Raw genomic sequence first — 11,617 nt, 5'->3', positions numbered from 1 at the left:
GCCTCGGCCTGCCTGCGGACGTATGCATGTCCGCGCCACCGCTGGACTGCGATCAGTGCGGAGGCGCAGGGGAGCGCCGGAGGGCGTGTCCCGGTGCGTCCTCCGGCACCCGCCGGGGCGCCCGGGTCGTCGTCCGGCGGAGGGCTCGGTGTGCTGGCCGGCCGCGTCCCGTGGGCGGGCGCGGCCGGGCCCTCCTGCCTGTGCGGGCCGGTGCCGAGCGCTTGGCCCGGTCTATTCCGCGTGCGGGTAGGCGACCATCGTCTGCGTCGCCTCGTCCCAGAAGAGGCCGTATCCGGCGGTGTCGCCGAAGGGGAACTCGGTGTTGACGTCGTCGAACTCCTTGATCTTGCCGGTCCTCATGTCGAGCTGCACCGGTCCTCCCGCGGAAGTGAAGCCGTCCGACGTGTCGGCGTTCCCGTAGATCACGCCCTCGTCGGTGGCGATCTGGAACTCGACCGGATTGGTGGACTCGGTGCGCTCGTAGCACACGCCTGTACCCGCCTTCAGGTCGAACACCCGGCCTCCGTGGGCGAGGTAGCGCCCGTTGGCGGACAGGTGGGCGTCGATGGGGGTCACGTCCCCGTCGCAGCGGACCGTGGCAAGCGTCTTGCCGGAGGCGCCGTCGACGGCGCTCCACACGATCGAATCGGAGTTGCGCGCCTCGCCCCAGTCGACGACGAGGAGGTCGTCCGAGATGGCCTGGACGATGGGCGACTCCTCGGGGTCGGCTTCCTTCGGCCGGAGGTCGGCGGCGGTCCAGCCGCCGGGTACCCAGAAGGCGTCGTAGTCGATGTCGATGCTGGTGCCCATCAGCAGGCCGTTGTCCGTCAGGCCCCTGACCTCCCAACTGCTGCTGCAATCGGGGCAATCGGCGGGTGGTTCCTGGTCGTTGACGACGTAGTCGGTCGTATCGCCGGTCGCGGGGTCGACGGCTACCACGGTGTCGTCGCCGTCGTCCGCCACCAGCAGGCCGGCCCCGCCGTCACGGACCTTCCCCGTACCCTCCACCTCGACGTGGACCGGCTGTACGCCGTCGCCCGACGAGTCCGCGGGGAAGATGTCGAGGGCGACGACCTCCTTGCCGCGGTTGACGGCGTCGGCTTCCGTGGTGCCCGACGACCAGGCGGCCAGGTACTCCTTGCCGTCCACCATCGCCCTGATCACGGGCAGGTCCGTGGGCCCCAGCGGGCTGACGGCGACGCTGCTCCACCGCTTCTCGCCGGTCGCGGCGTCCAGGACGATGAGGCTGTACTCGTCCGGTCCCCCCTCGCCGGGCCGCTCCTGGATCACCGCAACGGCGCCGGTCCGGGGGAGTGGCACCTGCGTGCCCTCCTCCGCCGACTCCCAGCCCCGCCCCGTGTCGTAAAGCGCCGGCACCTCCAACTGCGTGCCGGGCGGTGTGGGCTCCGTACTCGGCGACGAGCCGGTGCGCTTGCCCGTACCGGTCGCTGCACCCCCGCTGTCTTCTCCGGAGCCCGAGCACGCCGTCATCAACGCTCCGGCCACGGCCACGCCGGCGACCCAACTCATCCTGCGCATCAGCGCCCCCCTCTGTTCGACGGGACAGAGTGCCACCGTGACCGACGGCTCGCAAAACTCGAGGGAAGGGCCGGCCGGGTCACGGTTCCAGGTAGCGCAGGATGGCCAGGACCCTGCGGCTGTAGCCCTCCGTGTGGCCCAGGTCCAGCTTGTCGAAGATCGCGTTGGCGTGCTTCTCCACCGCGCTCTGCGAGACGTGCAGCCGGGTCGCGATCGCCGCGTTGGTGTGGCCCTGGGCCATGCGGTCCAGGACCTCGCGTTCGCGCGGGGTCAGGCGGTCCAGCGGGTGGCTGCTGTGGGTGAGGAGGCGGCGTACGACCTCGGGGTCGAGGGCCGTGCCGCCCGTGGCCACGCGGTCCAGCGCGTCGAGGAACTCGTCGACCTGGACCACGCGGTCCTTCAGCAGGTACCCGACCCCGCCCGTGCTGCCGGTGACCAACTCCGTCGCGTAGCGCCGCTCGACGTACTGCGAGAGCACCAGCACCCCCGTCTCCGGCCACCGTTCGCGGATCTCCAGTGCCGCGCGCAGGCCGTCGTCGGAGTGGCCCGGGGGCATGCGGACGTCGACGACCGCGACGTCCGGGGGGTCGGCGGCGACCGCGGCGACCAGGGCGGGGGCGTCGCCGACGGCGGCGGTGACGTCGTGGCCCTCGTCGGCGAGGAGGCGGGCGAGGCCCTCGCGCAGCAGCGTCGAGTCGTCGGCCAGCACTACGCGCACGGCAGCTCCGCGGTGACGGTGGTGGGCCCGCCGGGCGGGCTGGAGACGGTGAGGCGGCCGTCGAGGGCGGCGACGCGGCGGGCCAGGCCCAGCAGGCCGCCGCCGGCGGGGTTCGCGCCGCCCGTGCCGTCGTCCTCGATGCTCACGCGCGCCATCGTCGCATCCCGCGTCAGCCGTACGGTCACGAGCGCGGCGGACGAGTGCTTGATCGCGTTCGTGACGGCCTCGGAGACCGTGAAGTACGCGATCGTGCGCACCGCTTCCGGCAGCGGCTCCGCGAGCGCGTAGTCGATGCGTACGGGCAGCTCCGAGCGCTCCGCCAGGGCCTCCAGCGCCGCGCGCAGGCCGGCGTCGTCCAGTGCCGCCGGGTAGACGTGCCAGGCGACCTCGCGCAGGTCGGTGAGGGCCAGTTGGGACTGCTCGTGGGCCTGGCGGAGGAGTTCGCGCGACTTCTCCGGGTCGGCGGCCCCGGTGCGCCGGGCGCGGCCCAGGAGCATCCCGAGGACGACGAGGCGCTGCTGTACGCCGTCGTGGAGGTCGCGTTCGATGCGGCGGCGCTCGTCGTGCACGGCGGCCACGATGCCGGCGCGGGTGGCGGCGAGTTCGCCGATGCGGCGCTGGAGGAGGTCGGCGGGGCTGGGGCCGAGGAAGCGGTGCGCGAGGTGGTTGTCGAGCGCGGCCACGCTCTCCACGCCCTGGATGGAGAGGAACAGCAGGAACAGGCCGGCCAGGCCGGAGGCGAACATCACGAAGGGGTTGGCGTCCCTCGCCACGAACCAGATCCACAGCAGCGTCGACCCGTACGCCGCCCCGATCAGCGCCGTCAGCAGCACCGCGCCCCCGAGCACGCCGACGCCCCAGCGCAGCGCGAGGTACGAGAGCGCGCGGGACGTGGCGCGGGGCGGGGCGAGTTCGCTGCCGTAGAAGTACGTCATGCGCGTGCGCTCGGCCGTCGCCAGGCGGGCCGCGGCCTCGTACGGGAGGCGGGTCGCGCGCGGGGCGCCGCCGGCGGCCGCCTGCCACGGCCAGGTGGCGAGGAGCCACAGGCCGCACAGGGCGACCAGCGGCAGCTCGACGAGGGCGGTGAGGCCGCCGGTGAGGACCCCGGCCGCGGTACGCAGGCGGCGGAGCAGGATCGGACGCATGATGCGGTCACGCTAGCCGCGGGCGGGGGAGGGGTGCACTGCGGCTTTCCGCACGAACGGGCAGGTGGGGTTCCGCACAGCCGGGGGGTGCGGTTCTCCGTACGGGGTTGGGTGGGACCCCGGATTCCGGTTGCCGGAGCGGCCCCGTACCGTCATCGCCATGATCGGAATCGCTGCCGGAGAAGCGCCCAGCGGTGGCGTCGCTGGGTGGGCCGCAGGGCTCATGGAGGATCTCGGGGCGCCGGGGGCGGGGCTGGCCATCGCGCTGGAGAACCTTTTCCCGCCGCTGCCCAGCGAGGTCATCCTGCCGCTCGCCGGCTTCACGGCCAACCAGGGCGGGCTGAACCTGGTGGCGGTCCTCATCTGGACCACCGTCGGCTCCGTCGTCGGCGCCCTCGCGCTGTACTGGGTCGGCGCGCTCCTCGGCCGCGAGCGGACCGTCGCGCTGGCGGCGAAGCTGCCGCTGCTCAAGGTGCGCGACATCGAGCGCACGGAGGCGTGGTTCGCCCGGCACGGCACGAAGGCGGTGTTCTTCGGCCGCATGATCCCGATCTTCCGCAGCCTCATATCGGTGCCCGCGGGCGTCGAACGGATGCGGGTGCCGGTCTTCCTCGGCCTCACGGCCGCGGGCAGCGCCCTGTGGAACACCGTGTTCGTGCTCGCGGGCTACTGGCTGGGCTCGCGCTGGCACGAGATCAGCGACCTGGTCGGCGTGTACTCCAAGGTGGTCCTGGGCGTCGTCGCCCTGGCGGCGGTGGCGTTCCTGGCCGTACGGGCCGTGGCCGCCGGCCGCGGCCGGCACCGGGCGCCGCGCCGCCGCGCGTAGCACCGGCCGCGTCCGCGGGACGGCTGCTACGCGGAGTCGTCCTCGCCCAGGTGCCTCTCGTACGCCGCCAGCGTCTCGACGAACGTCCGCCGCTCCGCCGCCGTCAGCGGCTCCAGCGCCCTCCGCCACGCCTGCGCGCTCTGCCCCAGCCAGGCGTCGATCGCCGGGCGGCGCTCCGCCGTGATGCCGACCAGCTTGCGCCGCCGGTCCGCCGGGTCCTCGCGCCGCTCCAGGACGCCCTTGCGGCTCAGCTCGCCGACCATGAGGCTCACGGTCGTCGGGGCCACCTCCAGCCGCTCGGCCAGCTCGTTGACGCTCGCCTCGCCGTCGAAGAGCAGGTAGGCGAGGAGGGAGAGGTGTCGCGGCGCGAGCGCGAGGGAGTGCAGTTCGCGGGGGACCGGCAGCCGTTTCGCGCGCCCCACCATGCGCGGCATGAGCAGCAGCAGCGTACGGATGGCGTCGTCGACGCCGGTCCCGGCGGTTGACACCGCGGCACTCCCCTCTTTAGCTTTGCAGACAAAGATATTTTGCTTGCAAAGCAAAACCTTCTACGGCGAGCGCGATGCTACCCGCGAGCGCGAGAGGCGGTCCCCCCGTGCCGACCGAGCAGCAGACACCCAGCCCGGCAGAGTTCAACCGGCAGGTCATCGAGGAGTTCCGGGCGAACGGCGGCCGGGTCGGCGGCATGTTCGCGGGCGCGCCCCTCGTGCTGCTCACCACCACCGGCGCCCGCAGCGGCACCCGCCGCACCAACCCCGTCGTCTACCTCCGCGACGGCGCCCGCCTGCTCGTCTTCGGCTCCAACGGCGGCGCCGACCGCCACCCCGCCTGGTACCACAACCTCCTCGCCCACCCCCGCGTCACCGTCGAGATCCGCGACGCCGACGCCCCCGGGGGCATCGCGGCGTACGAGGCGGACGCGGCCCCGCTCCCCGCCGCCGAGCGCGACCGGATGTACGCGGTGCAGGCCGGACTCGACCCCGCCTTCGCCGCGTACGAGCGCGGCACCGACCGCACCATCCCCGTCGTCGCCCTGCACCCCAACCCCTTCGCCGACCCGCAGCGCCGCAGGGCCGCCGGGGAGCAGCTGCTCCGGGCGCACGACGAACTGCGCCGGGAGCTGGCCGGGGTGCTGGCCGCCGCCGAAGACGGCCCCGAGGCGGCCGACGGGACTCCCGAGCCGGCCCGCGCGCCCGAGCACGCCCCCGCGCACGCCCCCGCGCCCGTCCTCCGCGACCTCCGCCGCCACTGCCTCGCCTACTGCACCTCCCTCGAAGACCACCACCGCGCGGAGGACGGCGCCCTCGGCGCCATGGCGCGGCAGTTCCCCGGCATCGCCCCCGCCGTCACCCGGATCCGCGAGGAGCACCGCGCGGTCACCGCGATGCTGGAGCGCGTACGCGAACTGGCCGCGGCCCCGCAAGCCGCCCCCCGAGCCGCCCCCGTCCGCGCCGAGCTGCGCGCCCTCGCCGCCCGCCTCGACGCCCACTTCGCCTACGAGGAGCGCGAGCTGCTCCCCGCCCTCGGCGTCCCGGCACCGCCTACGCGCCCTGTCACCCCCGGCCCGTAACCTTGGCCCCGTGCAGGTACGCCACGACGCCCCCCTCGCCCCGCTGACCACCCTCCGCCTCGGCGGCCCCGCCGCCCGGCTCGTCACCGCCACGACCGACGCCGAGGTGGTCGACGCGGTGCGCGCGGCCGACGCCGACGGGACGCCGCTGCTCGTCGTCGGCGGCGGCAGCAACCTCGTCGTCTCCGACGCCGGCTTCCCCGGCACCGCCCTGCGCATCGCCACCGAGGGCTTCGCCCTCGACGGCACCGCGCTCGAACTGGCCGCCGGGGAGAACTGGACGGACGCCGTCGCCCGCACCGTCGACGCCGGCCTCGCCGGCATCGAGTGCCTCGCCGGCATCCCCGGCTCGGCCGGGGCGACGCCGATCCAGAACGTCGGCGCGTACGGCCAGGAGGTCGCGGAGACGATCACCGAGGTCGTCGCGTACGACCGCACCACAGGCGAGACCGTCACCGTCCCGGGCGCCGAATGCGGCTTCTCGTACCGGCACAGCCGCTTCAAGGCCGACCCCGCCCGCTTCGTCGTCCTGCGCGTCCGCTTCCGGCTCGCGGACGAGGGCGGGCTGTCCGCGCCCATCCGGTACGGGGAGGCGGCGCGCATGCTCGGCGTCTCGCCCGGCGAGCGGGTGCCGGCCGCCCAGGCGCGCGACGTCGTGCTGAAGCTCCGCGCCGGCAAGGGCATGGTGCTCGACCCGGAGGACCACGACACGTGGTCGGCCGGCTCCTTCTTCACCAACCCGATCCTCGACGGCGAGGCCCACACCGCCTTCCTCGACCGCGTCGCCCGCCGCCTCGGCCCCGACACGCACCCGCCGGCGTTCCCGGCGGGGGAGGGGCTGACGAAGACGTCCGCGGCGTGGCTCATCGACCGCGCCGGCTTCACCCGCGGCTACGGCACGGGCCGGGCCCGCATCTCCACCAAGCACACCCTGGCCCTGACCAACCGCGGCTCGGCGACCACCGAGGACCTCCTCGCGCTCGCCCGCGAGGTGCGCGACGGCGTGCGGGACGCCTTCGGCATCACCCTGGTCAACGAGCCGGTGACGGTCGGCGTACGCCTGTAGCGGCCCGACGGCCCGGCGGCCGCCCGAGGCACCCCCGAATCTGCCCGGGGTGCGCCCGCGGCCCCGGGGCGTACGCCCGCGGCGGCGGTACGCGCCCTCACCCCCGCGCCGACCCCAGCCCCACCGTCCGCCCCCGCACCGCGGGGTCGTCCAGCAGGTCGAGCACCGCCCGCGCCAGGTCGGCGCGCGCCAGGGTGCCCTTGTCGGGGAGGTTGCCGCCGACCCGGCGCCGGTAGCGCCCCTTGCCCCGCCGGTTCGTCAGCTTGCCCGGCCGCAGCACCGTCCAGTCGAGCCCGCTGTGCACCAGCTCCGACTCCATCGCGGCGGCCTCCGCGTACACGTCCTTGAACACCGCCCGCAGCACCGGCGACACCGCCCGCCCCAGTACCCCCTCGTCCGGCGGCAGCGGCCCGACCGGCGACGAGCTGACGACGAGCAGCCGCCGTACGCCCGCCGCCCGCGCGGCCCGTACGAGCGCGTGTGCCGCCGCGCCCAGGCGGCCCGGGGGCCGGGGGCTCTCCAGGCCGGGGCAGAACAGCAGGGCGTCGCGGCCCGTGACGACGGGGCCGAGGGCCGCGGGGTCCGTCACGTCCGCCACGGTCGTCACGGCCAACCGCCCGTTCCCGCCGCCGTATCCGGCCTCGCGCACACCGCCCGCGCCACCGCCGCGCCCCTCGCCGCCGTGCCCGGCACGCGCTTCGCCGCCGCGCCCGCCACGTCCCTTGGCCCTCCGCGCGGAGCCGTCCGCGGACACCGCACCCGGCGCGGCGGTCAGGCTCCGCGCTCCCTTGCGCACGACCGCCGTCACCTCGTGCCCGGCGGCCACCGCCTGCCGGACGACCTCCCGGCCGGTCCCGCCGGACGCGCCCAAGACCGTGAGCTTCATCGTCCCTCCCGTAAGTGGGTGCTCACCCACCCCCTGTTAGGGTGAGTGAATGCCCACCTCGCCGTCAAGACCGGCTCCGGAGCGCATCGTCGACGCCGCGGAGCACCTCGTCCGCACCGCCGGGTTCGCCCACGCGACGACCAAGGAGATCGCACGCGCGGCGGGCTGCTCGGAGGCACTGCTCTACAAGCACTTCGTCAACAAGGAGGACATCTTCCTCCGCGTCCTCTTCGAACGGATGCCGCGCCTCGGCGGGCTGCTCACCGAGCTGGCCGACGACCCGGGCGGGCGCAGCGTCGAGGAGTGCCTGCGGGCCGTCGCCGGCAAGGCCGTGGACTTCTACCTGGAGATACTGCCCATGATGGGCGCGCTGCTGGTCGAGCCGGGGCTGCTCGCGCGGTTCGCCGAGGGCCTCGCCGCGGTCGGGCGCAAAGGGCCGTCCGAGGCCGGTGACGCGCTCGCGGACTACCTGGTACGGGAGCGCGAGCGCGGCCGTATCCGCGTCGACGCGGACCCCGGGGCCGCGGCCGCCATGCTCCTCGGCGCGTGCTTCCAGCGGGCGTTCTTCGTGGCCTTCGGCGGGGCGGCCGCGGCTCAGCCGGCGGACGAGTTCACCGCGGCGCTGTCCCGTACGGTCTGGGCCGCGCTCTCCCCGCCGCCCGCGGCACCCCTGCCGGCGCCTCCGCCGGCAGCGCCCTCGCCCGCGGCGCCCCCGGCCGCCTGAGGGCCCGCCGCCGGCTCCTCCGACAGCCAGTCGTCCACGTGCGCCAGCAGCCGCCGCCGCACGTCCTCGGGCGCCACCGAGGCCCGTACCGACTGCCGCGCCAGCTCCGCCAACTCCTCGTCCGTGAAGCCGTGGTGCGTCCGCGCGAACTCGTACTGCGCCGCCAGCCGCGACCCGAACAGCAGCGGGTCATCCGCCCCCAGCGCCATCGGCACCCCCGCGTCCCACAGCGCCCGCAGCGGCACGTCCTCGGGCCGCTCGTAGACCCCCAGCGCGACGTTCGACGACGGGCACACCTCGCAGGCCACCCCCGCCGCCGCCAGCCGCGACAGCAGCCGCGGGTCCTCGGCGGCGCGGATGCCGTGCCCGATGCGGCGCGCGTCCAGGTCGTCCAGGCAGTCGCGGACGCTCGTCGGCCCGGCCAGCTCGCCGCCGTGCGGGGCGGCCAGCAGACCGCCCTCGCGGGCGATGGCGAAAGCGCGGTCGAAGTCGCGGGCGAAGCCGCGGCGCTCGTCGTTGGAGAGCCCGAAGCCGACGACGCCGCGGTCGGCGTAGCGCACGGCGAGGCGGGCGAGGGTGCGGGCGTCGAGCGGGTGCTTCATGCGGTTCGCGGCGACCAGCACGCGCATCCCGACACCGGTGTCCCGGGCGGTGGTCTCGACGGCGTCGAGGATGATCTCCAGCGCCGGGATCAGCCCGCCCAGGCGCGGCGCGTACGACGTGGGGTCGACCTGGATCTCCAGCCACCCAGAGCCGTCCGCGAGGTCCTCCTCCGCTGCCTCGCGCACCAGCCGCTGGATGTCCTCGGGCGAGCGCAGGCAGGAGCGGGCGAGGTCGTACAGCCGCTGGAAGCGGAACCAGCCGCGCTCGTCGGTCGCGCGCAGCTTCGGCGGCTCGCCGCTGCTCAGCGCCTCGGGCAGGTGCACGCCGTACTTGGCGGCCAGCTCGATGAGGGTCGCGGAGCGCATGGAGCCGGTGAAATGCAGGTGGAGGTGCGCCTTCGGCAGGCGGCGTACGTCTCGTGCGGCGGGGCGGTGGTCGTGCTCCATGGAGAGATCTTGCCGCATCAGCAGGGGTGGGCGACACCGGCTCCTACGAACGAGGGCTTGCCCGGACGGTTGTCCGGACAAGCCCTGTCCGTGAACGCCATCAGTTACTGAGCCCCTACCGAGCCCCTACGACGCCTCCGCCAGCAGCTTCTGGATCCGCGAGACGCCCTCGACCAGGTCCTCGTCCCCCAGCGCGTACGACAGCCGCAGATACCCCGGCGTGCCGAACGCCTCACCCGGCACCACGGCCACCTCGGCCTCCTCCAGGATCACCTCGGCCAGCTCCACCGAGTCCGCCGGCCGCCGGCCGCGGATCTCCTTGCCGAGCAGCCCCTTGACCGACGGGTACGCGTAGAACGCGCCCTCCGGCTCGGGGCACTCCACGCCGTCGATCTCGTTCAGCATCCGCACGATCGTCCTGCGCCGCCGGTCGAACGCCTCGCGCATCTTCGCCACCGCGTCCAGGTCGCCGGAGACGGCCGCCAGCGCGGCGGCCTGCGCGACGTTGGAGACGTTGGACGTGGCGTGCGACTGGAGGTTCGCCGCGGCCTTGACCACGTCCTTCGGGCCGATGGCCCAGCCGACCCGCCAGCCGGTCATCGCGTACGTCTTGGCCACGCCGTTGACGACGATGCACTTGTCGCGCAGCTCCGGCACGACCACCGGCAGCGAGTGGAACTCGGCGCTCCCGTAGACCAGGTGCTCGTAGATCTCGTCGGTCAGCACCCACAGCCCGTGCTCCGCGGCCCAGCGGCCGATCGCCTCGACCTGCTCGCGGGCGTAGACCGCGCCGGTCGGGTTGGACGGGGAGACGAAGAGCAGCACCTTCGTGCGCGGGGTGCGCGCGGCTTCGAGCTGCTCGACGGAGACCCGGTAACCCGTGGTCTCGTCGGCGACGACGTCGACGGGCACGCCGCCGGCCAGCCGGATCGACTCGGGGTAGGTGGTCCAGTACGGGGTCGGGACGATGACCTCGTCGCCCGGGTCGAGCAGGGCGGCGAACGACTCGTAGATCGCCTGCTTCCCGCCGTTGGTGACGAGCACCTGGGCCGGCTCCACCTCGTAGCCCGAGTCGCGGGCGGTCTTCGCGGCGATGGCCGCCTTCAGCTCCGGCAGCCCGCCGGCGGGCGTGTAGCGGTGGTACGTCGGGTTGGTGCACGCTGCGATCGCGGCCTCGACGATGTAGTCCGGGGTCGGGAAGTCCGGCTCGCCGGCGCCGAAGCCGATCACCGGCCGGCCGGCCGCCTTGAGGGCCTTGGCCTTGGCGTCCACGGCGAGCGTCGCGGACTCGGAGATGGCGCCGACGCGGGCCGACACCCGTCGTTCGGTCGGGGACTGGGACGAGGTGTTTGCAGCGGTCATGGCGCCCATCGTTCCAGACGGGCGGGGGGCGGGGCACGTGGGTTGCACGGCCGTACGCGGGGCGCGCGGCGTACTCGTTCGACGGCAGCGCGTGAAACACGTACACTCAACCACCGTGCCAGCCCCGGTGCAGATCTTGCACGCGCTCGTGAAGCCCCTGCAAGAATGCGTTAGGTTGGGATGACACAAAGGGTCGTAGCTCAATTGGTAGAGCACTGGTCTCCAAAACCAGCGGTTGGGGGTTCAAGTCCCTCCGGCCCTGCTACGCGCATCCCCTTCAGGGGGTGCGTACGCAGTTCACAGCAGCCCCGCCGTGCGGCTCGACCGGGCGCGGCAGGCCAACGAACCGGGATCCAGGTGAGGACGAGTGACGGAAGCCTCCACCGCGACGCCTGACCGCCCCGAAGGCGACGCGAAACCCGCTCGCCGCGGCGGCAAGCGCGGCCGGAAGGGCCCGTTCGCCCGCCTGGCGCTCTTCTACCGCCAGATCGTCGCGGAGCTCCGCAAGGTCGTCTGGCCGACGCGGAACCAGCTCACGACGTACACGACCGTCGTGATCATCTTCGTGGTGGTCATGATCGGCATCGTGACGGTGATCGACTTCGGGTTCACCGAGCTCATGCAGTACGTCTTCGGCTGAGCGAGCTGACCGAGCTGACCGATTCGCGTACGCCGCCCCGTAAGGTACGTAAGGTAGGCGACTGCATGTGCACATCCCCTTTTGAGCCAGGA

The 11,617-nt window shown here is 74.0% G+C and carries 11 protein-coding genes, 1 tRNA gene and 1 pseudogene; 6 read left to right on the top strand and 7 right to left on the bottom strand.

Annotated elements, in window-relative coordinates; all coding sequences use genetic code 11:
- Positions 1–231: 231 nt before the first annotated feature.
- The 3 genes from LG396_RS30800 to LG396_RS30790 all read right to left on the bottom strand — a co-directional run bounded on the left by LG396_RS30800 (position 232) and on the right by LG396_RS30790 (position 3,402).
- Complete coding sequence (locus LG396_RS30800) at positions 232–1,539, bottom strand: hypothetical protein (RefSeq protein WP_225797254.1); 1,308 nt, start codon at positions 1,537–1,539, stop codon at positions 232–234.
- A 79-nt stretch (positions 1,540–1,618) separates the two neighbouring features.
- On the bottom strand, positions 1,619–2,248 hold the full coding sequence (locus LG396_RS30795; RefSeq protein WP_199850233.1) for a response regulator: 630 nt from the start codon (positions 2,246–2,248) through the stop codon (positions 1,619–1,621).
- The gene (locus tag LG396_RS30790; protein ID WP_225797253.1) at positions 2,248–3,402 is read right to left on the bottom strand and encodes a sensor histidine kinase; all 1,155 of its coding nucleotides are present in this window, start codon (positions 3,400–3,402) and stop codon (positions 2,248–2,250) included. Before LG396_RS30790 ends, LG396_RS30795 begins: the two co-directional genes overlap by 1 nt.
- Before the next feature lie 223 nt (positions 3,403–3,625).
- Between LG396_RS30790 and LG396_RS30785 the strand changes: the two genes are divergently transcribed.
- Entirely contained in the window at positions 3,626–4,228 is a 603-nt protein-coding gene (locus LG396_RS30785; protein WP_037740043.1) for a DedA family protein, read from the top strand.
- A 26-nt stretch (positions 4,229–4,254) separates the two neighbouring features.
- Here the strand turns inward: LG396_RS30785 and LG396_RS30780 are convergent, their stop codons facing one another.
- Positions 4,255–4,716 carry a MarR family winged helix-turn-helix transcriptional regulator gene (locus tag LG396_RS30780; RefSeq protein WP_225797252.1) on the bottom strand — a complete coding sequence of 154 codons (462 nt, stop codon included), beginning with the start codon at positions 4,714–4,716 and terminating at the stop codon, positions 4,255–4,257.
- Between the two features lie 107 nt (positions 4,717–4,823).
- Between LG396_RS30780 and LG396_RS30775 the strand changes: the two genes are divergently transcribed.
- Together LG396_RS30775 and LG396_RS30770 are read left to right on the top strand one after the other, a co-directional pair.
- Complete coding sequence (locus LG396_RS30775; protein WP_225797251.1) at positions 4,824–5,798, top strand: nitroreductase/quinone reductase family protein; 975 nt, start codon at positions 4,824–4,826, stop codon at positions 5,796–5,798.
- Positions 5,799–5,808: 10 nt separating this feature from the next.
- On the top strand, positions 5,809–6,864 hold the full coding sequence (locus LG396_RS30770; protein WP_225797250.1) for a UDP-N-acetylmuramate dehydrogenase: 1,056 nt from the start codon (positions 5,809–5,811) through the stop codon (positions 6,862–6,864).
- Positions 6,865–6,961: 97 nt separating this feature from the next.
- Here the strand turns inward: LG396_RS30770 and LG396_RS30765 are convergent, their stop codons facing one another.
- A complete protein-coding gene (locus tag LG396_RS30765; protein WP_225797249.1) occupies positions 6,962–7,750 on the bottom strand; it encodes an NAD(P)-dependent oxidoreductase in 789 nt (262 codons plus the stop codon).
- Between the two features lie 49 nt (positions 7,751–7,799).
- Here LG396_RS30765 and LG396_RS30760 point away from each other — a divergent pair.
- Positions 7,800–8,456 (top strand): annotated as a pseudogene (locus LG396_RS30760) (TetR/AcrR family transcriptional regulator); the annotation flags it as partial.
- Here LG396_RS30760 and LG396_RS30755 read toward each other — a convergent pair.
- On the bottom strand, positions 8,345–9,523 hold the full coding sequence (locus LG396_RS30755) for an adenosine deaminase (protein ID WP_225797248.1): 1,179 nt from the start codon (positions 9,521–9,523) through the stop codon (positions 8,345–8,347). The pseudogene LG396_RS30760 and the gene LG396_RS30755 overlap by 112 nt on opposite strands.
- A 126-nt stretch (positions 9,524–9,649) precedes the next feature.
- On the bottom strand, positions 9,650–10,885 hold the full coding sequence (locus tag LG396_RS30750; protein ID WP_225797247.1) for a pyridoxal phosphate-dependent aminotransferase: 1,236 nt from the start codon (positions 10,883–10,885) through the stop codon (positions 9,650–9,652).
- 189 nt (positions 10,886–11,074) lie between these two features.
- On the opposite strand from LG396_RS30750, the gene LG396_RS30745 reads away from it, so the two are divergent.
- Positions 11,075–11,147: transfer RNA gene (locus tag LG396_RS30745), tRNA-Trp, on the top strand.
- Between the two features lie 105 nt (positions 11,148–11,252).
- A complete protein-coding gene (gene secE / locus LG396_RS30740) occupies positions 11,253–11,525 on the top strand; it encodes a preprotein translocase subunit SecE (RefSeq protein ID WP_018834880.1) in 273 nt (90 codons plus the stop codon).
- The last annotated feature ends 92 nt before the right edge of the window (positions 11,526–11,617 follow it).

Source organism: Streptomyces aculeolatus, assembly GCF_020400605.1.
Classification (GTDB): domain Bacteria; phylum Actinomycetota; class Actinomycetes; order Streptomycetales; family Streptomycetaceae; genus Streptomyces; species Streptomyces aculeolatus.
The sequence above is the reverse complement of the archived record's forward strand: the minus strand, read 5'-3'. Positions and strand labels throughout refer to the sequence as shown.